Source organism: Streptomyces prunicolor NBRC 13075, assembly GCF_000367365.1.
In the GTDB taxonomy this organism is placed as follows: Bacteria; Actinomycetota; Actinomycetes; order Streptomycetales; family Streptomycetaceae; genus Streptomyces; species Streptomyces prunicolor.
Genome location: NZ_BARF01000108.1, coordinates 1 through 22617 on the forward strand (window position 1 = coordinate 1; position 22617 = coordinate 22617).

General features: G+C 67.6%; 9 protein-coding genes. 2 read left to right on the forward strand and 7 right to left on the reverse strand.

What is annotated here, in order from left to right; translation table 11 throughout:
* Positions 1-546: CHAT domain-containing protein (locus tag SPR02S_RS45425; RefSeq protein WP_218006605.1), on the forward strand; the 546-nt coding region annotated here is incomplete at its 5' end.
* A gap of 235 nt (positions 547-781) precedes the next feature.
* On the opposite strand, the gene SPR02S_RS45430 is transcribed toward SPR02S_RS45425, so the two are convergent.
* The 4 genes from SPR02S_RS45430 to SPR02S_RS45445 form a co-directional block, all read right to left on the reverse strand.
* Positions 782-3052, reverse strand: coding sequence for a UvrD-helicase domain-containing protein (locus SPR02S_RS45430; protein WP_019063703.1), 2271 nt, complete (start codon positions 3050-3052; stop codon positions 782-784).
* A complete protein-coding gene (locus tag SPR02S_RS45435) occupies positions 3049-10026 on the reverse strand; it encodes a DEAD/DEAH box helicase (RefSeq protein WP_019063704.1) in 6978 nt (2325 codons plus the stop codon). Before SPR02S_RS45435 ends, SPR02S_RS45430 begins: the two co-directional genes overlap by 4 nt.
* Positions 10027-10140: 114 nt before the next feature.
* Positions 10141-10836 (reverse strand): hypothetical protein, encoded by a 696-nt coding sequence (locus SPR02S_RS45440; RefSeq protein WP_019063705.1) that lies wholly within the window; start codon positions 10834-10836, stop codon positions 10141-10143.
* Complete coding sequence (locus SPR02S_RS45445) at positions 10830-12101, reverse strand: AAA family ATPase (RefSeq protein WP_019063706.1); 1272 nt, start codon at positions 12099-12101, stop codon at positions 10830-10832. Before SPR02S_RS45445 ends, SPR02S_RS45440 begins: the two co-directional genes overlap by 7 nt.
* 209 nt (positions 12102-12310) lie before the next feature.
* Here SPR02S_RS45445 and SPR02S_RS45450 point away from each other — a divergent pair, with 209 nt between their 5' ends.
* Positions 12311-12832, forward strand: a complete 522-nt coding sequence (locus SPR02S_RS45450) for a hypothetical protein (protein ID WP_019063707.1) — start codon at positions 12311-12313, stop codon at positions 12830-12832.
* Between the two features lie 11 nt (positions 12833-12843).
* Here the strand turns inward: SPR02S_RS45450 and SPR02S_RS45455 are convergent, their stop codons facing one another.
* The 3 genes from SPR02S_RS45455 to SPR02S_RS45465 all read right to left on the reverse strand — a co-directional run bounded on the left by SPR02S_RS45455 (position 12844) and on the right by SPR02S_RS45465 (position 22108).
* Positions 12844-17925 carry a hypothetical protein gene (locus SPR02S_RS45455; protein WP_019063708.1) on the reverse strand — a complete coding sequence of 1694 codons (5082 nt, stop codon included), beginning with the start codon at positions 17923-17925 and terminating at the stop codon, positions 12844-12846.
* A gap of 23 nt (positions 17926-17948) precedes the next feature.
* A complete protein-coding gene (locus tag SPR02S_RS45460; RefSeq protein ID WP_019063709.1) occupies positions 17949-20804 on the reverse strand; it encodes a DEAD/DEAH box helicase in 2856 nt (951 codons plus the stop codon).
* A gap of 98 nt (positions 20805-20902) precedes the next feature.
* A complete protein-coding gene (locus SPR02S_RS45465) occupies positions 20903-22108 on the reverse strand; it encodes a serine/threonine-protein kinase (RefSeq protein WP_019063710.1) in 1206 nt (401 codons plus the stop codon).
* Positions 22109-22617: the final 509 nt, after the last annotated feature.

The window sequence follows — 22617 nt, forward strand, 5'->3', positions numbered from 1 at the left end:
CAGAATTACTGGCCGTCTCCGGGGAGAACTGAGTGGCCGTTGACAGTTGAGACACGACCGACCAAGGCTCGGGTCCTGGCGAATCTCTCCGATTGCGAAATCGTTCACTTCGCGTGCCACGGTGCCCACGACCCCACCGACCCGTCCAGGAGTCTGTTGCTTCTGCATGACCACGAACATGATCCGCTCACTGTGGCGAATCTTGCCGAAATGAGGCTGGACTCGTCCCAATTGGCTTACCTGTCAGCCTGCCGAACAGCTTTCATGGACTCCGTAGAGCTGATCGACGAGGCCATCCATCTCACCTCGGCCTTTCAGCTCGCGGGTTTTCCCCAGGTCATCGGCACTCTCTGGGAGATCAACGACGAGGTGGCCTCACAGATGGCAGCTGATTTCTACGCCGAGCTCGGGAGGCTCACCAGCCAACGTGGTGGCCTCACCACGGATGAGGCGGCGGGTGCTTTGCACCAGACTGTGCGCAGGTTCCGTGATCGAGATCCAAGGCTTCCTTATCTCTGGGCGGCCTACCTGCACGCAGGCATCTGACTGCGCGCGAACTTGGCCTTCTCCTCAAGACTCGTCGCGATCGATGGGTTTGCATGGGCGCTGGCCTGCTTCCCCGGCCCGGTGCCGACCCTGACATCTGCGAGCTTGTCCGCGATGCGAGGTCGGCCAGACGACTACCTGCATGCACTGGCTGTCTTGGGGCCTGCAGATTGTTGTGCGGCTCGTCCTCCGCTGTGCCGCAACGTCCCACGATCCACGTGCCGCGACAGTAGGGTCAGGCTGACAGCAGGGGCTTCAAGAACGGGCTTGGTGCTCCGTGCCAGAAGATGTCCAGGCTGTCGCGTGCTCGGGTCGTCGCGACGAACAGCAGTGAACGGGCCCGCTGTACCTCCCGCCGGTAGCGCGCGGGATCGGTGGCTCGCAGGCGGCTGACCGCATCGCGCGGTACCAGGCCGTCGGTCACTCCGGCGATGATCATGCGCTGGTATTCGAGACCTTTGAAGCGGAACATCGTGCCGATGTGGACCCCGCCGTCGCCTCGTGGGCCGTCAGGCCCGATCTCCACGGCCCGGACACCGAGCTGCGCCAGCGTATAGGCGGTCTCACTCGCCATCTGGTTGGTGGGTACACAGATCGCGATCTGCTCGGGTGGGATGTCGGACCAGTCGCTGATGAGCGCGGCGATCGCCTCGCGCTCGGCGGTCCAGTCCGCGCAGCCGTGCAGTCCCGGAAGTCCTCCGCTGAGTACCGAGCGGTATCCGGCGAGGTTTTCCTGGCTGCCGTCGAGGTCGTCGTATTTCTCCTGGCTCAGGACGTCGAGTGCGGAGCGCAGGATCTGGCGGGTCGTCCGGTAGCTCAGGCTGAGCTTGGCCGACCTGCCGCGGATGTTGACGCCGAGGCTGCCGAGCGTGACCTGGTTCTTGTAGATGCGCTGGTGGGTGTCACCGACCAGGAAGATGTCGTTGCGGTCGCGCGCGGTCATCGCGCGCAGCATCTTCCAGTGCGCGGGACGCAGATCCTGCGCCTCGTCGACGACGATGTGGCGGTAGCGATAGCGCAGCCAGCCGCCCGAACCGTCCTGTACGTGGATGTTGTCGAGGCCGCCGGCCTCCTCGCGCTGGCGGTCGATGGTCTGGATGCGCTGTTCGCGCTGCATTTCCAGGCGGGCGGCCCGTTCGGAGACCTGGTCCCAGGTCTGGCGGCCGAGCCGGTCCAGGCGCTGTGTGAAGCGTTCGGCGAGCTGCCAGATGTCGGCGCGCTCGGCGCGGCTGATGTTCCTGCCGCGGCCCGCGCGCCGGGCCCGGAAGTAGTTGCTGCGGGAGGTGACCGCCTGGCCCAGGATGACTTGGGTCCACTCGTCGTGCAGGAACTCCGCGTCCCAGGCGGATTCGTCGAGCTCGTCGAGCATGGTCCGCCACTCGCGCACGGCCTGGTTGTCGTCGATGGTCTGCTTGCTGCTGCCGGGCTCCGCCTCCCGGACGACGCGCAGGGCGAGCTGGTCGACGTGGCTGATCTCGACGCGTGCCAGCAGTTGTTCCCCGCCCAGTTCAAGGAGACGGGAGCGCAGATCGGCGGCGAGGTTCTTGTTGAACGTGGTGAGCAGAACCGGCTTGTTCACCCCTTGGGGCAGCTGGTCGACCAGGTGCTTGACGCGGTGCAGCGCCACGATCGTCTTGCCAGTACCGGGGCCACCACCGACCCGGGCAGGGCCGGAGTAGTCCCGCTCGACGAGCTTGGCCTGGGTGGGGTGGAGAAACACCTTCCAGCGCCCGAAGCTGCCGCCCTCGAGTGCTTCGCGCAGGGCTTCGTCCGTGGTGGTGACCATGGTGGCCGGACGCTCCGCCGCGGCCTGGAAGTCCTCGGTGTCGACCGGTTCGGGTGCGGCGACAGGGGCTGTGACGTGCTCCAGGACCGCGTCGTACGACTTGCCGTCGTACAGGGCGAGCAGAACCTCGCCGGTGAGCTGGGGGGCATGGTCGACCAGGCCGAGGAGCTGGTCCTCGGTGGTGAGGGCCTGGATAACCGGAATCAGAGAGTCGGCCACACCCAGGGAGGCGAGCTGTTCCTCGCTCCACGCGGCGAACAGCGGTGCCAGCGGGACCGTTTCGCGGGACGGCGGCGCCGACGCCTCGGGAACCGCGGGAGTGGGGGGTGTGGGAGGGGCCGCCGGGGTCGCTGGCCGCGGGGCGGTGACGTTGTCCGCCACGACCTGCAGATCGACGTATTCGATGCCGCCTGTGACCTGGTTGACTGAGTAGGCGAGCCGGTCGAGGTTGTCGTAGACGTCCTTGCGGTGCTTGACGGAGACGATCAGCCAGTCGTCGTCGGCGAGGCGCAGTAGCAGTGCGCGGTAGTCGTCGTTGACGCGTGCGGACCAGAGTCTGACGTGGCCCTTCAGCTGCTGGAGTTTGAGTCCGGTGGCGTTGGGGTTGCTCTTGAACTTGTGCTGGAAGTCGTAGATCGCGCCCTTGACCGAGCGGGGGAGCTTGAGGATCTCCTTGTCCGCTTTGTCGAGAAGGCGCAGGGTCGCGCTCTTGGTGTTCACGCCGTGGTCTCCCCGTTGCTTGAACTGCGGTGGTTCCTCCGGCCGTGGTGCACGGCGGTGGCTGACGCCGGTGTGCTGTGGAGTCGGTCGGCGATCTCCTCGGCGGTCCAGAATGTCGCCGGTCTGACCTCCCAGCCGGCCGCGGTGAAGGCCCGGTCACGGTCGGCCGCTTCCGGATCGGTGTCCTCACCGGCCGCTGGGCGGTGCGCGAGGACGACGCCAACTCGTGCGTGGGGCCAAGCCAGTTCGGCCATCCAGCCGTGATCGTCGAGCTCGTACCCGTCGCTCGGCAGGGGCACCCGATGCTCGGCCAGTTTTCGGGCCAGCTTGCTGAGCCCTGGCTCGTCCGGGTCGAGATACTCGATCACCTGGTCCCAGCGCGGATCCCGTACGGGGGCCACTACGTCCGCGGCAGGGGCTTCCGCTTCTGATCCGGTCTCCTGCCCATGTCCGTGGCTGTCCGAGGGCGCCACCGATGCAGTGCCCTGCTTCGCGGGGGGCGAGGCTGGCACGGTGCCGTGCCCGGCGGGCACGTCCCAGGCGGCCGAAGTTGTGTCCTGGGCCGTATCACCCTGGCCGTCCAAGGTGATACGAACGCTCGGCAGCCACCCGGCGCCGCCGGCCACGCCCAGTGCCTCTGCGGTGAACCCACCGACCTGGCTGGACGTCAGCTGTGCGCTGTCGCCGCCGCCGTGCTCCAGGAACTGCAGCAGATTGCTCCAGTACAGCCAGGCACGCCAGCGCCGCTTGTGCGCGTCCTCGTCCGCGAACGCCCCGTCCCCGTCGTCGAGTACGGTCAGCGCCGTCCACGCGGGAGGCTTGACGCGGGCGTCTGCGGCGAAGACCACGAGGCACCCCACACCATCCGCCGCCGAGAACACCTGGACCGGGCCGCGCGGCCCCTGCGGTGGGGCGCCACGCAGGGCCGCCTCGATCTGAGTGCCCACCGCGTCGGACGCGAGCGCTCCGCCTTGCGCCCCGGCACCGGTCAGCCCTGCGAGTGCGGCCTCGGCGCGCCACTGCCAGAACTCGGCGTCCGGGGCCCGCAGGTAGGCGAGCAGCAGATCAGCTGGGTTCACCCACACCAGCTCGGACAGCTCACCCGGCAATCCCTTGCGTACGCTCGCGTAATAGCCGCGCGCCTTCGCCTGCCCCTGTTCCCCATAAGGTCGCCATACAGGGTTGGCTGGCCCGGTGCCCGCGTATCCGGTGTCCCGCACCCGCCGCTGCCATTCCCTGACATCGGCGTACGTCAGCTGGAAGACCCGCAGCCCTTCCGCGCGCAACCGGGTTCGCTTGGCGGCGTCGTCCGCGGCACGGTTGTGCGTCCGGCTCGCGTGGTATTCGTAGCCGTCGAGATACAGCGCCACCCGCGGGCCCGACGCGTCGAGCCGCTCGAACAGCACGTCAGGGCGCGTGCCGTCCAGAACGCGCTGCTGGGAGACCCGCCAGCTCAGGGTCGTGCCGTTCGGTCCCGTCAGCCGGAGGTCCAGTGCGTGGGTGCCGGCCGGAGTGGTATAGGCGTCAGCGCTCGACCGGGAGTCAGCAAGTGTGGCCCACTCCCGCAGAGTGTCGATGAACATGACCTCCAGATCGCTCTCGGCCTGGCGGTCCATCGGGATCACGTGCGTGGTCGCGACTGGTGAGGTTCTCCACCGTTCGCCGTCGGTGCCGAGGAGTTCGTCCAGCATCTGCCGGACCTCCTGACGGCTCACCTTGTCGTAGTCGCCGGGAGGTACACGGCGCAAGAGGCAGCGGTGGCAGCCGTCCAGGCCCTTTTCGATGCAGGGGCAGGTCTCGATGACCTCGCGCGCTCTGAGCAGTACCTCGCGAAAACCCTCCGGTGTGGCAAGGCGGTGGAGATAGCCCGTGCCTCCGGGCAGTCTGTCGTAGACCACGAGGAAGCGTCGCGGCCAGTCGCCGTCACCGCGGTCCGGCATGGAGGCGGCTGCGATGTCGATGTGGTCCGGGTCGCCCCCATAGCGGGCGGCGATACCGGCGAACAGTGCGGCCGTGAAAGACGCGAGGCGTTCCTTGGCACGGGCCACAGATGCGGGCAGCAGTATCCGTACCGCCTCCGTCACCAGCTCGTGCGCGAGTACTAGCGGTACGTCCTGCCCCTTGCCCTGTTCCTCGCCGCCGCCGCGCAGCCTGCGGCGTGGGCACCACAGTTGGTGGTGGGCGCTGGCCTTGGTGCTTCTGCCGATCGACTCGCTCAACGCGTGCTGTGCCGCCTCGACGACCGGCCGACCGTCGGCCGTCGCGCCACCACAACTCGTGCACACGTAGAAGGGATTGATCCGTACGTCCTCGCCGGCCAGGGGCACGGTGCTGCTGCCGTCCTGCCGGTCGATGCCGAGGTTCAGGGTGCGCACCACGGCCCGCCGGGTGAAGTCGGCCCCGAACACAGCCGTGTCGTGGCGCCAGGATCCCGGTGCCACATGATCCGGGTCGATGTCGACGGTGGTGAGCACCGCGTACCGCTGCCGGTCGCGCTCGTCCCGGTCGTCCCGCACCCGGGCGTCGTCCCGCTTGTCGCGTGCGATGACCCGCTTTGGCTCCAGTACGTGATGGACGCAGCCGGCGTCCGCGATCTCCCGTGATCCGCAGCGGGGGCAGGGGGATGTGTCCGTCTGCGCGTTGTGCGTACGGCAGTGGCCGCATGCCGGGCACATCCGCCACACCGACCATGCCCGGCGCTCCGGGCTGCCGATGTCTAGGGCGCGCACCCGGTGTTTGTAGCCGTTGACATAGAAGCTGTTGCCAGGGGCGAACTCGGTCAGAGCCAGCTTGCGGGACCGCTCATAATCCCGCACTTCACTGCGGTACGTCTTCTGCGCCTGACCGTCCTCTGAGTCCTCTGAGCTCTCGGGCGTCTCGGTCCAGTAGAGGGTGCCCTCCAGCAAGGTGGTGGTGTCAGTGAGGCTGTAGTTGGGCAGCAGGCCCAGTTCCACGAGCACTCCGTGGGCACTGGCTTGGCTCAGCTCCCGCAGCAGATCCCCGGTGGAGCGACGCTCGGCCAGCAGCTCCCGCTTCTCCTGGTCCTGCTCCCGGTCGCCCGCGAGCAGTTTGTCCATCGCGGTGTCGATCGCGGCGATACGACGGCGCAGCTCCTCCCGCCTGGCGGTCCACTCCTCCTCGGCCTCTTGCAGGGCACGGTTGATGCCACCCTTCGCATGGGCCCTGAGTTCGGCGGCCGCGTGTTCGGAGACTCCGGTGTCATCGCCCGTGCCCACCGGGAACAGGCCGAGGAACTCCTCGACAAGGCGTGCCCCATGGGCGAGTGCCGCGTCGGCGAGATCCTGGCACCAGCCCGTGGTGCCGAACAGCGCGGACACCCGCCGCGGCATCGGCTGCAGCGGCTCGCCATCCCCTGTGGTCAGTGCGCCGCGCGCCGCCAAGTCGAGCAGATGCGCGGTGTACTGGCGGCGCAGGATCTCCACCGCCGACAGATAGCAGCCCGGCGGAACGATGTCCCCGGCGATCATCTCGCGCGGCTCGTCCAGGTAATACAGGTCCCGTGCGCGGCGTCCCCCAAAGGCCACGACCAGTGCGTTGCCCGTCTTCCGTCCGGCTCGTCCGGCCCGCTGCACGTAGTTCGCCGGCCCGTTCGGCAGCGAACCCAGGAGCACGGCCGACAAGTCGCCGATGTCGATGCCCAGCTCTAGCGTGGGCGTGCAGGACAACACGTTGGGATCCGTGTAATGCGTGCCGTCCTTGAACGTCCGCTCCACCCGCTCGCGTTCGGCCCGGGTGAGCATGCCGGTGTGCTCGGCGGTGACGACCCGGAACGTGCCGCCTGTCAGATACAGGCGCCGGTAGTAGTCCCCCTGGTAGTCACGCTCCAGAGTGCCGCCGAAACCGCCCGACCCCGCCCCGGTCGAGGACATCCCGTACTGCGGCGGGGTCAGCATGCCTTTGCAGCGGTAGCGCGGACAGGGATGCCCGTACCAGCGGGTGCGCCGCTCAGGCGGCACAACCTGCTGCCAGCCGCACACCGCGCAGCTCACGAAAGCCTTGTTCACGACCGCGTCGTCGAGGAGGCGCACCTCGATGTGCCCCGGCTGCAGGCCGTACACCCGTGTCGTGCGGTCCTGCGCGGCTCGCACCGACAGCACGCCCTCGTCGGCGAGGACGGGCAGCAGCCGCCGCAGGTACTCCGTCGCGCCGGCCGCGTCAAGGCCCAGGCAGCGGCGGGCCCAGTCCTGGTACCAGCCGCCTCGGCCCGTGATTGTGTCGAAAGCGGTCCTGTCCTTCGGCGCATCGAGCAGAAAGCGTGGCGGGGCCATCCCGTCCGGGAAGGCGGGCATGCCGTCCGGCCGCCCTCCCCAGATCTTGAACCGGGTCACGCCCGCGTCCCTGATCCACGGATCGAGCCACCGGTGCCGCACCCCGCCGCGCAGCCGCAGCCGCTCCAACAGGCCCCGAACGAAGGCGAGATACCGCTCCGGCGACGGCAGCCCCTCGCCCACGACCAACTGGCCAGGAAGCGTCAGATGCAGATCACGGGCAAGGGCCGTGATCCGGTCCGGCTCCGCCACGACGACCTCCGCAGCGGCCGTCCGCGTCAGCTCCATCGTGCGCCCGAGCCGGGAGCGCAGCCCGAACTCCATCACCGTCGCGAAGGCCAGCCGTTCGCCGATGAGCTTCCAGGTCCTCGCATCCCCTGTGCCGCGCCCGGACAGCAGCCGGTCCACCCCCGGCTCGTCGTGCAGGTCCGGCGGTACCACGGCGGCCAGGGCCTGGGGGTCGTCCACCGAGTCGAGGATGTTGCCGATCAGAGCGTTGAGCGGTAGCGGGGTGCCCGGCTCGTCCATGTTGTGGGCGAGCAGCGACCGCAGCGAGAACTTGTACGAAGCGTTGGCGACATAGCCGGCGCGGTGTGCGGCGTCCTGGGTGGAGTCGTTGAACAGCAGCGTCTTGCGCTCCTCGGGCACGAGCGCGATATCACCCCCTGTGAACAGCTGCGTCACCGACGCGGAGGCCAGCGCGACCAGCGCGGTTCCGAGGAAGCGGATGCCGTTGTCCGTACCGCAGGCCGGGCACCGGTCGTCCCTGGCGGCCGTGTCCGCGCTCTTGCGGTCAAGGACAGCCAGAGCGAACCAGGCGTCCTGGAGTTCGCCCGCGTCCTCGGCGACCGGCAGGCGATACGTTCCGCGGCCCCCGTCCAGGACCACGACGGACAGGGGATCCGTGCCGCCGCCGGTGGACGGCCTGGCTCCGGTCAGCGCAGCGAGCGCTTCACCCGTCTCGGAGGGGGTCGCCGCGATGAAGTACCGGATGCGCCGCTTGTCCCGGCCGACCCCGGCCCGCCAGATCTTGTCGGCGCTCATCACCAGCTGTTGCGGATCGGACTCGGGCGAGAGCGCCGCCCATCCCGACCGCCCGCAGTGACGGCAGTAGACAGCGGGCAGATGACTCTGCGCGGGCCGCTTGGCCGTGTCGGATCCCGGCAGCGCGGCCGGGCGCAGCGAGTCGGAGCCGGGCCAGCTCGCACTGTCCGACTGCTCGGCATCCTCATCGCTACGCGCGGATCCCGCGGACAGGACCGCCCTGCGGGCGGTGGTGCGCTCGTCCTCATACCACCGGAACTCGGATGCCCAGCCCACCCCGCGCAGGACGCGGCTGACCGGCCGCACCCACAGATGCGCCTCGATGTGCAGGAAGGGGCGGGGCTGCTTCTCGTCGGAGTCCGGGGCGCGTGCCGCCGACAGAAGCGCCACGAACCTCGACAGAGCCTCCAGCGCGAGGCGGGGGTTCTCCCGCGCGGTACGCGCCCAGGCATAGCCGAACCGCGCCATCCGGTCGCGTAGCCCCCACTCGTCCAGCGGCTCCCCGTTCAACAGGGCCAGCACACCGTGCGTGAAGTCGTGCCTCTTCAGCAGTCGCCCGATCTGGAACGCGTCGAGCCCACGCCGACCGAGCAACCGCTCGGCCAGCCCGTCCAGATCCAGCGCCTCGGGCCGCGACTCGACGCCGGGACCGCCGGACACCTCGACGATCTCCTTGGGAGAGGGCGGCTCCGGCAGCTCGTAGTCCACCACCCCGGTGAACTCGTCAGCGCTCTGTCGCTCCTCCCCAATGACCGCGTCTCGGTCGAAGGGCGCCCCAAAGACCTGCTCGGCAACCTCAAGGAGCCCCCCTGCGCCGGGCCCCGGCCGCCCCTCGCCGAGCGTCGCCGACGTCGCCACCGGGCAGATGTCCCCCAGCGGCCGCCCGGGCCGCGAGGCGCCCACGGTCGCGGCGAGCCGCCGCAGCAGCATCGCCACGTCTGTACCCTGCGCTCCGTCGTACGTGTGGAACTCGTCGAGCACCACATAGGCGATCTCCGCGCCCTCCCACAGCGGCCGGTCCTCGGCCCGCTGCAGCAGCAGATCGAGCATCTTGTAGTTGGTGACCAGCACATCCGGCGGAGATTGGCGCATCTCCTCGCGCCGGGTCATGACGCGGCGGAAGTCGGTGTCCGGCCGGTCACCGATGTACAGGCCAGCTGTCACCTGCGCCAGTTCGGGCTGCGCCAGGTAGTCGCCGATACGTCCCGCCTGGTCGGTGGCGAGCGCGTTCATCGGGTACAGGAGGATGGCTTTCACCCCGGACCGGCCCCGCGCCTTCTCCCGTCGGCAGTGGTCCAGGACGGGGATCAGGAACGACTCGGTCTTTCCGGAGCCGGTGCCGGTGGTCACCAGGGTCGGCTCGGCGGGCTTCGCCAGTGTGCTCAGCCGCTGCCAGGCTCGTGCCTGATGCCGGTACGGCGTGAACCCCGGCCGCCACTCCAGAGCCTGCTGCCAGCCGTCGTCCGCCTTGTGGAAGGGGGTACGGATCCGCAGGTAAGGACCGCGGAAGATCCCCGTCTCTGGATCGTCCAGGAACCTCTCAAGGGCGAGCCGGGTGTCCTCGTCCGCCAGGGCGTAGGTCGTCGTGAGGTACTGCGTCAGACTGCCGCGCAGCTGCGCGGCGGCCAGGGTGGGCTTCACGACGGACCCTTTCGTGAACTTGTGCGGGGGGGGGCGATCTCGGACCACGGTAATACCGGTCACGGACAGCCGGGCTCTCCACGGTCGTGGGCTGTGGGCGGGTGCACGGCGGGGTCAGCTGGTCTTCCAACCCCCGAGGTCGCGCACGAAGTCCGTGTACGACTGGTTCTTGCCCTTGGGGCTGGTGATGTCGAGGCCGTCCTTCCTGCCCGCCCGCTGGTGCTCCCGCATCACCGCGACCGCTTTCCGCATCAGGTCCGGAGCATCGGATTCGGAATACGCGGGTTGCTTGAGGATGGTCTTGAGGTGCTTCTTGGCGTCTCCGATCTTTCCCAGATCTCGATGGCATATGTTGTCCGGCAGCCGCCAGCCTTTGTTGACCTCGGGAAACGCCTCGGGAAACAGCATCAGCCAGCCCTCCGTCGAAGACACTGCCAACGCCAGCGCGGACTCACACTGAGCTGAGAAGGCACGGGCCAGCTCGTCCGAGATCCGCTCGCGTGTGCTGTGGTAGCGCTCGTCGATGACGGCATCGAAGTCGACATGGACGACGATGCCCATCAGCCAGGCTCTCTCCTTCACCGCCATGGCCTGAGCCAGTCTGCGCAGCTTCTCGACACGCGGGCTAAGCTGTCTGTCTGCCTTGCTGAGGTCGGTCTTGTCGCCCCGAATCGGCACAACCTTCAGATGGGGTACCGGCAGCAGCGCGGGCAGGAGGTGCCGGAGCACCTCCCTGTCGTAGTCGCCTTCACCCGCGACCACGATGAGTGGCTGCTGTTTCTTGTCGCTTTTCCCGCTCCGCTTCACCACGCCGTACCGCCCAGAGCGCCCGAGAACCACAGCGATCCCATGGGCTCGCCCTCGGATGCCTCGACGATCTCCCGAACGTGTTCGGCGGTGAGCGCGGGGATTCTGGAGCGTCCCCGCTCGTCCCGCTCACAGACCACGACCTCCTCGGGGTGCAGTTGGTCGGCGAAGACCGGGGAATGCGTGGTCACGAGGAACTGGGCGCGTTCGCTGGCCTCTCTCAGGCGCAGGGCGAGGAGTTCGAGTGCGTGCGGATGGATGCCGTGGTCGATCTCCTCGATACAGGTCATGAGGGGTGGACGCGGATCGTGGAAGAGGGCGAGTAGACACAGCAGCCGGACGGTGCCGAACGAGGCGTCGGCCAGCCGGGTCATGCCCCGAAGCCCTCGCTCCTTGAGCGCCACTGTGACGCGGTCGCCCCGGCCGGCGACTGGCTGCACCTCGACGTCCTCGATATGAGGGAGCACCCTGGTGATGTCCCTCATCAGTGCTTCCCAGACGGTGGGGCTTTGGTCCCCGCTTTGTTCCTTCTGTGGCTTCTCTCTGAGATGCATGTCGTGCAGCTCCTTGAGGAAGTCGGCGAGGTTGGAGCCGTTGTCGGCGAAGACCACCCCTTCGGGGAACACGATGGGTGCCGGGCGGCGGGCAGCGCGTACATCGACGTCGAAGATCCGGACGCGGTGCAGCTGACCGGCGAGTGCTCGTACGGCGGACAGAGCGGGACTGTTCGGCGAGAGCGGTAGATCAGTGCCGCCGTGCAGCGCGCTGGCCTGCCGACTGACGAGCAGGCGTCCGGGAGGCGGCTCGTCTGCTGGATCACTGCTGTTCACGGACACCGTGTCGCTCTGGAGCAGGATCTCGCTCGGTGCTCCGGGCGCGGTGTGCTGAACGAACCGCTCCCTGCGCGACAGAACGTAGTCGTCGTCGCGGGCGCTGTCGGGCCGACGGCGATACAGCAGCGACAACTCGTACCGGTCCGGATTCGACTCGGTGGCGTGCTGAGTCCAGATACCCTCGACGCCGATGCGCATCTCGGCGGGGAACCGTGACCCGCCCCGGTAGGAGACCTCCGGGTAACCGCCGAGAGCGTCAAGCGCGCCGACGATGCCGGACTCGACGACGTCCCCGAGGAACTCGAAGATGTGCAGGACGTTCGACTTTCCTGCCGCGTTGGGCCCCACCATCACGGTGAGCGGTCCCAGGGGCAGCTCCACCTCGGTGAGGGTGCGGAAGTTCTCCACGGTCAGTTGGAGGAGGCGGGGGTTCAATCACTGCGCCAATCGAGACGGGTGACGGTGTGTCACGCATGAGGAGGAAGGGCAGGTGACGGTGCTGCGACCAATCATCCTATGTGCGTGAGGGATGAGGTTTCCGGGGCGGGCTCCGGTCGGTCCGGTGGCAGCCGGAGGGTGGCGCGGAGTCCAGCGGAACCGTCTTCGGTGCCTTGGGGACCGCGGGCCGTCCGTAGACTGGCGGTATGCGTTCCTACCTGCTGATTCTCGGCGAGCGCGAAGCCGTGGCCTGGATTCTTCGGCATCAGCGAATGGCGTTTCCAGCGCGCCGCCGGGCCGAGGTGGGCCAACTTGAGGCCGCGGACGAGCTGTTGATCTATACGACGCGTGGTTGCTGGCATAACCCTGAACGGGACCGAGGGCGGGTTATCGGCCGGGCGTATGCAACGTCGCCGGTGAGGCCACTGCAGGCTCCTGTCGAGATCGCCGGTCGTGTTTTCGAGTCTGTCTGCGAACTCGACGTACGCACCTTGACTCCCTACCTCACAGGCGTGGAGCTGGCGCCGCTGGTGGAACGGCTGGCAGCCTTCCCCGCGAAGTCGAGCTGGAGCATTCGGCTGCGTCGGCCGTTGCTTGAACTTCCGGTGGGGGACGCCGAGTTGCTGCGCGGGTGCTTGGCCGGCGCGGAGTCCCCGGCCGACGAGCTGGTGGACGGGTATCTGGAGGCCATCAAGCCGGTCACGGGCCGGGGCGCGGTGTCGGGGTAGTGCCGCAAAGTTCACGCGCGGGCTCCCGGCTTGGGGGGTGACGTGTCCGCCGGGGAAGGCGGGGTCCACCTGCCCGCCGCTACTTCGGCGTCCAGGCGGGACTGGAAGTAGGCGTGGGCAGCACGCATCTCGGTTTCGCGGTCGGCCTTGTAGAAGGGGGCCGTGTAGCCCGCGGGGGGTGGCGTGGCGGAGGGGTCTTCGAGGTGGTCGAGAAGGGTCGGGTAGGCGTCCTTGGCCTGGCCGACTCCCTGAGCGTGGAAGCTCTTTGCGATCTTCCGGCCCTTCGCGTCGAAGTACATCTCCGATTCGTATTCAGACAGCACCGCGTAGCGGCCCCGGTAGATAGCGGCCAGCTGATCGGCGGTGATACCAAGCCACACCGAGACGAGTGCGTCTATCTCGACGAGTGCTGCCCGGCGCTCGTGCTCGGTGCGCAGAGGGGTGTCGTACTCCCATGTGGGGGTGAGACTGGATGAGAGCGGCTTGAGGTTGGGCCATTCCCGATTTGCCCAGTCCTCGTAGCCTGGCCAAGTGGGGTCATACAGCTCCTCCCAGAGGAGGGCATAGGCGCGGGTAAGGGCGTTTAGGCGGAGGGTGCGCAGGAGGAGGGGGGCTGCTAGGGGATGTTCGAGATCGCCTGTTGGCATCTTGCGGGCCTCCGCCACGTTGAGATGACCACGGCCCGTGATACGTAGAAGGTAATCGAGAGGAAGCGCTGTCCAGAACCCGGCGGTGAGAGTCGTCAGAGAGTTGTCGCCGAGCGCCATGCTGCACACGGCATTGATGTGCGTGGGGCCAGGGGGCACTAGGGCAGCGAATAGGCTCCGCTCGTTTGCGAGGGGAACCATCTCTCGCCATGCCAGCCGGAAGTAGTCGGAGTATGGCCGATCTCTCCAGTGATCCTGCTCGGTGATGTAGCTGCCCTGATCCGTGGCACGCACATAGTTCGTGTGCGGCACCGCATCCTCGGGCAATGTAGTGAGATCCCAGGCGGAATAGTCCAGATTGCCCTTACAGGGAATGTTTGGCTGCTTGCTGAAAGGCGTGGCGACGGTGAAATGGGGGCCCTGCAATACAACTTCTGAAAAGAGATCGGGCGCCGAAGACTGCCAGCGGATGAGACCCTTATCCTTGCCCATCTTCTCGTGGAAACCAGAACTAATTTGGGGGTCCTGAGCCGCCAGGCGAGTCGGCACAGCCGCCAGCGCCCCGATGGCACCTTCCTCATAGACCGTAACCGGGTAGAGAAGTGCCCCCTGGAGGTCAGGAGCGATGTTGTCGCCAGCCAAGCGATTCCACTCCGCGAGGCGTTGCGCGTCAACGGTCACCAGGCGCGCTCGGTGCGGGCGCAGATCCCACGTTCCCTTGTGTTTGATACCGGGAACCTCCCCGGCCCCGTCATGCTCGATCGATTCACTCAGTGTCACCGGGGAGAAGATCCAGCTGGCGTGCCTGAAGTTCGGTGACTGCTGGCCGCCATAGATATGCAAGCCAAAGTGGACGCGATGGTCGATCTCCGTGAACAACTGATATTCGTTGACGAAATGCGCATGAATTCTTAGATGTTCGTAGGCGGCCCCCCTCAGCGGTCCTTCCTTGACGCCGCTGAAGTGCGTATCCGGGTGGATCAGCCCCGCCGTGCCCACCGCATCAAGATTTCCCCAAGCTCGGCACATGAACGCCCGGTACAGATCCGGCTGCGTCCCGACCAGTAGAGGGTACGTCGTCACGCCCCCCAGCATCGCGACCATCCCTGCATTCGAGGCCAGCTCGTCGAGGAAGTACTCCCGCGCCTTCGTCTCTTCCCTCAGCACCTCTCCCTTCCGCAGTCGCCACTCCGCCACGCTCGGCTTGTCGGCCAGCATGAACCAGGGCTCCAGCTCCGCGAGCACCCCGTCTTCCTGCCATCGGGGCCTCACCCACGGCGGATTCCCCACTTGCAGGTCGAACCCGCCCCGCGCGAACACCTGCGCGTACTCCAGCTCCCAGTGGAAGAAGCCCTGCCGGGCCGCGACATCGCGCGCGACCGACGTCCACGGATACCGCTCCTCCAGTCTCTGGAAGCCCTCCATGCCCATCCAGTCGGGGAGTTGGTCCTCGTAGCGCTCGATCTCGTCCAGCGTTTCGAAGTGGGAGACCAGAGAGTTGGGCCGCACGTCGCTTGTGCCGAGCAGTGACTCCGCGAAGTCCAGCCAGTCGTCCAGGGTGGCCAGGGGGATGACCGGGCGGCGCTCGCCCTTGATCTCGCTCTTGCGTCCGCCTCCGGACTTGCGGCCCGCGGCATGGACGACCGCCACCTCGCCGAGCAGGTCCTCGACCTCGTACGTCTCGGCCGAGGTCGAGGATGCGGTGCGCCCCAACTGGCTGACCATGTGAGGGAGTTCAGCGGTCCGCACGTACTGCTCGTGCGAACCGTCCAACAGCCCCGCCTCCTGCACCGGCCAGAACCACAGTGCACACCACGTGTCCATCAGGGTCTTCAGGCGCCAGTACGGGGTGTCGACCGCCTCAAGATCTGCCAGCACCTTTTCCCTGGGGACGGCAATCGCCGGTGACCGCAGCCAGTCGTCCTCCGCGCCCCACACGCCGATGCAGCGTGAGATGTCCCGCTCCGAGATCTCCAGCCTGCGTACGACCAGACCCCACAGGTACTCGGCGCGCTGCGCCAGCCCCTGAAGTTTCGCCACCTGCTTGGCACTTGGTGACTTCGTGATCGTCTTGCGCCAGCGGCCCAGTGTCTTGGCTTCCTCCGACGCTAGGGTCTTCGCCTCCTTCTCAGCGGCGACCGCACCCCACTCCTTCGCCGGGAGCAGGAAGTGGTGGACTGCCCCTTTCGGAAGCTCCGCACCGGCCACCGCGTCCGTTAGCGGGAACCGCTCCGGTGTCGCCCCAAGCCAGTCGCCCTTCTTCAGCTTCTCGCCCGCGTACACCTCCCGTCGTCCGCCGATCAGGGAGTTGCCGCGCCGCAGATGCAGGCCGAACCACGGGGCCTCCATGCCCGGGTGCATGGTGTTCAGCCACAGGGACACCTCGGCTAGCTCGACCGCCGTCGAGTTGAGGTCCACGCCGTAGGAGTTGTGCAGTGCGATGTACGCCTTCGCCTTCTGCAGCTCGATCTGGTAGCGCTCTGTGTCGAGGGCGATGCCCAGCTCGTCCTGCCGGCGCCGCAGATACTCGGCCGCGACCTGGTTGATGGCCTCGTTCAGGAACGCGCCCGAACCGAGGGCGGGTTCGCAGATCCGCCACTCCAGCAGGTCCCGGGCCGGGGTGGTGGTGCCGTCCTGGTCAAGGTGGTGATCCAGCGCCAGTTGAACGGTGACCTTCGTCAGGGACTCCGGCGTGTAGTACGACGCGGAGGTCTGGCGGTCACGGCCAGAGAGGCGGTAGATGAACGAGCCGGGGGCGTAGCGCACGCGTCGTTCCTCGCCGGTGTCCTCGTCGCGCTGCCGTACGAACACTGCGTCTGTGTACTCGTCTGCCTTCGACGCCGGCACCAGCCACGAACCGTCTTTCGCGTCGCCGTTCTTGGCGATCTCGTACAGCTCCTCGTCCGCAACGAACCCGGTGTACGACATCAGGCCCTCGTACACCGCGCCCAGCTGGTTGATGCCGAGCTGGGCGTAGGAGATGAAGCCGCCACGCTGGCCCTTGTTGCCGCGCGTGAGCATCAGCAGGCGCAGTACCCGGTACAGGGTGGCGTTGCGCAGCCTGGTGTCGAGGAAGCGTTCCTCGACGCTGTCGTCGGTATCGTCGTGAGGGTCGGCGATCGCCGTCTCGCCGATGAGCTTGATGGCCGAGGACTCGAAGAGCTGGGAGTGGAGGGGCTCGAAGCGCAGACCGGCGTCCTCGGACGTCTTGTCCGTGAGTGCTTCCGCGCCGTGAGTACGCCGGGGGCGGTAGCCCTCCTGCACCTTGCGGAACAGCAGGTCCAACGACTCGTAGAGGTAGACGCCCTGCCGTGCCTTCTCGTCCGTCAGGTCGCGGTCGGCGACCAGTTCGCCGAGACGCCCGAGGCCGTATCCCTGCTGGTATTCGGGATAGTCGGAGGGCAGGATGCCGAGTTCGGGCCTGGCCTCCGCGTACAGCAGGAACAGGATCCGGTAGAGGTAGCGCAGTGACTCGCGAGTCAACTGGCGTCCGAGTTCGGGGAGTTCCTTCACTTCCTCGGGGCGTATGCCCTGTTCCCGCAGCCGTTCTAGGACCTCGTTGGCGATCAGTTCGACGCTGGTGCGCAGTCCGTCGCGCAGCTCGCTGGACACGCCCACCGCGTGCTTGGTGGACTTGTCGACCAGTTCCGCGAGGGCGTTCTCGCCGCCCTCTGGCGGGGTGCGCAGTGAGTCCGCGCCGAACAGGGCGGCCAGGGTGTCGAGTTCGCCGCCCACCCTGGTGTCGTTGCGCTCCAGCGCACTGTCCAGCGAGACCGCCAGATAGCGCCCCTCGCCCCAGGCCGCCCGGTCCGCCAGCACGACGACGCCGCCGACCAGCAGCAGGACATAGCGCGGCGCGTCCTCGCAGGCGAACAGGAAAGAGGCGAGCTTCGCCCCCGTCGTCAGCTTCTGCTGCCCGTCGAGCACGAGCGTGTCCAGCAGGCGTCCCATGCCTTCCGGGTCCAGGGCGTCGTCCGCCTCCGCGGACCAGCCGCAGTCCAGGGCGATCAGGCCATGCTCGGCGTGTGCGACCTGCACCTCGTAGGAGTGGTCCGCGCGTTCCACCGTGAGCGTGCCCGGCTTGGCGTCGTAGCCGAAGGCGCGCAGTACCTCGGCATTCAGGGCGCGGACGCGCTCACGCCAGACGGGGGAGGCGTAGGTGTTGGTGTTGTCGCTCCCGGCCTCTTTCGTTTCCTCGTCCTCGGTGACTTCGCGTTCTTCCGGGATCGCGAAGAACGAGCGGGCGCGGAAGTACGGACGGCGCAGGGCGCGCAGGCCCATGCGGGGGGTGACGGGCAGCCCCTCGGGATCGGCGGTGTCGACGGCCGTGCCCTCGCGCTGCTTCCACTCGGCCAGCAGGCCGGACTTGAGGTCCTTCGGCAGGACCTCGGCCAGGTAGTGCGCGGAGAAGTAGTCACCGCGGTTGACCAGGGAGTCGTACGTCATCGTGAGAGACCTTCGCGAGGAGTTCAGACGGCCGCGGGGGCGAGGACGGCGAGGACACGGAGCATGGGCCGGCCCGTGGTCAGCAGGGAGTCGGCGAGGGAGGCGAGGTTCTCCTTGGTCCGCTCGCCCGCGAGCGTCGGCTGCTCCCAGGCGCCAAGGCGCTGCTTATATCGCTCGATGGGCTCCCGCAGGGGCTCGTCCCAGGCCGCACGGTGCCGCTCCAGGAAGGTTTCCGCGGCCTGAAGGACAGCAGGGATGGCCTCGCTCAGGCGGCCGGTGCTGTGGGGGCGCAGCGGGTTGGCCATCGATGGGTTGACGCCGGCGCGGTGCAGTATGGCGACCATGTCGTCGTTGACCGTCCCGTCGCTGGTGACGGCCATCCACTTGACGACGGTCGGGCGTCCCAGGGCGTTGGAGTAGATGCCCTGGACCAGATAGGTCGCTCGATCCACCCCAGCCGTGATGATCGGCGCTTCCTGGCGGCCCAGGCGGACCAAGACCTTGTCGGTCAGCCACTCCACCACAGGGTGCAGATCGGTGAGGAGGGAGATCTCCGGCCAGCTGGACGTGGACGACTCTCGCGCTCGGCGCAACGCGTGATCGGCCAGCCTGCGGTTCATGGTGACCAGGAGTCGCTCGCGCAGGCGCTGCTCGCGCACGTAGTCCGGGGGCAGGGCCCGGAGGCGGTGGGTGAGATCGGCAGGCGGAACGAACGAGATCAGGCCCGACTCGGGGTCCGCCGACAGATCGAGCCGGTCCCGGGCATCCGGGAACACCTCACGCAGTGCCTCGTCGAAGAACTCCCTTGTGGACGTGAACAGCCGTGGCACGTCCGCCTTGGGCACGCTCGCGTCGCCGCCCGCCACCCCGCTGGCGGGGTCGTCGCCGACGGCACCGAAGAAGTCCGCGAGGAAGTCGTCCAGGCCCGCGTCCTCGGCGCCCTCCTGGCCGCGGTGCGCTTCCAGGGACTCCTCGACGGTGCGTCCGCGCAGCAGATCCTGGATGAGGGTGCGTTCCTCGGCCTCCGCCCGGTACAGGCCGGTGACCGCTTCGGCCGTGCCCAGCGCCTGGTGCGCCTCGTCCTCGCGCGCCAGCAGCCGCTCGGCGACGAGGGTGTCGTCCTTCGCGTCTGTGAGGCCGCTGGTGAGGATCAGGGCTCGGAACTGCGGCTGGAACGTCTGCCCGTAGCGGTCGATGCGGCCGTTGCGCTGCTCGATGCGGATCAGCGACCACGGGACGTCGTAATGGATCAACTGGTGGCACTGGCGGTGCAGGTTGACGCCTTCGGAGGCTACATCGCCGGTGAACAGGATGCGTACGGGGGTGTCAGCCAGGCCAAAGTCCTCGACGCACTGCATCTGCTGCTCGTCGGAGAGCCCGCCATGCATGACGCGCGCCGCCTCGCGCGCCGCCTTGCCCGTGAACCCGAGCGCGGCCGGGACGGTCTTCCGCAGCCATTCCAGGGTGTGTACCCGCTCGGAGAAGACGACGACGCGGGTGTCGGACTTCGGGCCGATTCCGATCGCCTTGAGTGTCTGGACGAGTGCGCCGAACTTCGCCGAGTCGGCTTCCGTCATGCCGGCGGTCAGCTCGCGCAGCTGCTGCAGAGCCACCAGTTCGGCCGCGATCTCTTTTGAAGGGGCGGCGTCCTTCTTCTCCAGCGTTTTCATTCGTGCCGCGACCGTGGCCTTCAGCGCCTCGTGGGAGGAGAGGAACGACTTCAGGAGGGTGTAGGGGAACAGGGGGACACCGCTCACGGACGTGCGCCCGTCCGTGGGGAGCCAGACCTCGGTGAGTTCCTCGAACACCTTCTCCTCGGCGGGGGTCGCCGCGCAGCGGACCGCCTGCGAGGGGCCGCGGTCCGCCCACTGGCCCTTCATCTGGTCGCGGACCTCGGGGCTGATCTTCGTACGTCGGATGAAGAGGTGCTCGATGTCCTCGGCCCGGTAGTGCTCCGGGTCGCGGATCGCCGCCGGGTCGAGGAGCGAGATCAGCTCGGCGAAGGAACGGGCGTCGCCGTTGTGCGGTGTTGCGGAGGCCAAGATCAGGGCGTCGGTGCGTGGGGCGAGGGTCTTGGCCAGCTGATTGCGCAGCGAGCTCCGGTTGATCAGGTTGTGGGACTCGTCGATCACGACCGCGTCCCAGTTGACGCGCTCCAGATGGTGCTTGTACTGGTCGGTGTTCTTCAGCGTGTCGATGGAGACGATGACGCGCTTGAAGTACGTGAACGGATTGCGCCCCGCGGGAATCTCGCGCTGGATGCGCTCGATGCCCACGGAGTCCAGTCTCACCAGGGGGATCGCGAATCGCGTCCACAGCTCGTGCTGGAACTGTTCCAGTACGTGCTGCGGGGTGACCACGAGGATGCGTTCCCCTCGTCCCCGCCGGATCAGCTCGGCGAGTGTCAGGCCGATCTCTAGGGTCTTGCCGAGGCCGACCACGTCCGCGATCAGCAGACGCGGGCGCAGGTTACGGCCGGAGAGCGCCAGCTCGGCGGGGCGCTGCTGGTAGGGCAGCGAGTCGAGGAGGAACGAGTCCGCGAGGGCCAGGCCCCGCTCTGACTGCGGCAGGGCCGTCCGGCGGAGCACCGCCTCGAGGAACAGCCGGGAGCGCCGGAAGTTCGGCGAATCATCCAGGATGAGCCGGGTGTCCTTCGGGTCGATCAGCTCGACCCGGTCCAAAGCGGTGAGGAACACCGCCTCTTGGTCGCGCACGAACGCCGAGGCACCTACGGCCTCGATGCGGGCGCCGTCGTGTCTGGTGCGGGTGGTGTTCCGTACGAGCCACTCCTCGTCGCGGACGAGGATCTGGGCGCCCGGCGGGAACTGCGCATCCTCGACGTCACTCGGTGTGATGACGCTGCTCTGCTCGGCGGTCACCCGCGGCCTCCTCCGTCTCCGTCTGTCTTGCTGGTGTCATTGTGCGCGGTACCTACAGCACCACGTGATGCTGCTACGTATCAGTCGGCCAGTCCGCGTCAGAACGGGGCGCGTGCCGCGTAGGCGATACGCAGCTGCTCTGCAGTCCGGCGTGCTTGCGCGGAATGACGCAGCGAGCGCGGTGCGGATTTGCCAGGGCGACGGTGTGGAGTAGCGGGCGTTTGAGTCGGCAGAGGCGCATCGACGAGCGTAGGAGGTGGGCTGGCGCGATTCACGGGTTCTTGGGCTGTGGGCTGCGGCGATACCTCCGCGATCGTGAGGGCCCCAGAAGGATCGCTGTGGGTCGGAGTCATGGCCGTAACCGTCCGGAGATCGGCGAAGTCAAGCGTCGCGGGGAGTTGAATCGCCTCCGTCGCGCCGAAATCTTGCGCAGCAGTGAACGCCGAGAGGCGACGGCGGGCTTGCGCGACTTTCAGTCCTGCTGCTTCGATGATCGCCCGACATCGCGCCACAACCTCGGAGAGGGAGGGTCGCGCAGTCGCCTCGTACGCGAGCATCGCGGTGAGAAGCGGAGCCATCTCGTCGGGAGTTCCCGAGAGGTCCGGAGCCGTCAGCGGGTCTGTGACCATATGGAACGCCACACCGACGTTCGGGGCCTGGTACGGGTAGTGCCCAGTGACAGCGAAGAGAAGCACGGCGCCCAGCGCATACACGTCGACGGCTTCAGTCAGCGGCTTGACGCCGTTCGCCTGCTCTGGCGCCATGCAGGCAGGTGTGCCGACCACCTGATTCGGCGCGGTGAGAGAAGCATTCGACTCGGCGAAGACCGCGAGGCCGAAATCGATGATCTTCGGGCCGTTAGGGCCAAGGAGTACATTCGCTGGCTTGAGGTCCCGGTGCAGGAGACCTTGCTTGTGCACGGCGGCCAGAGCCTCGGCTAGCGTCGCGCCGAGTGACGCCGCGAGTATGTCGGGCAGCGGGCCGTTCGCGGCGACCTGCTTGCGCAGGTCCGGTCCCTCCACATATTCGGTGGCGAGCCAGGGGCGCTCGGCATCTGCGTCTGAGTCCAGGAATGCGGCTATACGCGGGCCCCAGATCGTCTTGAGGACATCGATCTCTTGAGCGAAGCGTTGCCGCGACTCGGAGTCGACGACCGACGGCTTGATCACCTTCACAGCAGCGGGCTCACCGCCCGGCGACTCTCCCAGGTAGACCTGCCCCATGCCCCCCTGCCCGATGCGTCCGAGCAGATCGAACCCACCGAGCTCGGTGGGGTCCTCGGGACTTAGGGGGGTGATCCGCACGTTTCTCCTCGCTCCTGGTTGTACCTGATCTGCGCGAATGGCTCTCACCACGGTAGTCGATGAGGGACGGGTCACAGGCGCGTTCAGCTGGGATGCACACCGTGGTTCACGTGCCGAGAAACACCCTCGCGGCTGCCAGGGAAGCGGCTTGGCACCCGTGGACGGGAGCGTGACGGGCGGCGGCTGATCTCTCGGCCGACGCCGAGAGTTATCGGTGGCTTCAGAAATCAATCGATGCGGAAGCGATCATTGAGCATCGTCGTCAGATCACAGGGGGTAGGGGAGCAAGTGACTGGATCAGGGGGTATTCGTTCTGGGCGGCGATCTACAGGCCCTGGAGTCAGCCGCGTTCGAGACCACGGCGGAGTTCCAGGAACTCTTCGCGCGAGTTCCAAGGGTGCCGGATTCCGGCTCACTGGCCGATGGGCAGCCGTTGCGGCTGTTGGCTTCCGTCAGGGCGAACAGCGGGCCGTGGAAGTCGCTGAGTTGCCGATTCGCGCGGGCGAGGC

What these genes read in the sequence shown, in the direction of transcription:
- SPR02S_RS45450 (WP_019063707.1), top strand. Translation starts at nt 12,311, where the DNA reads ATGCGTTCCTACCTGCTGATTCTCGGCGAGCGCGAAGCCGTGGCCTGG.
- SPR02S_RS45455 (WP_019063708.1), bottom strand. Translation starts at nt 17,925, where the DNA reads ATGACGTACGACTCCCTGGTCAACCGCGGTGACTACTTCTCCGCGCAC.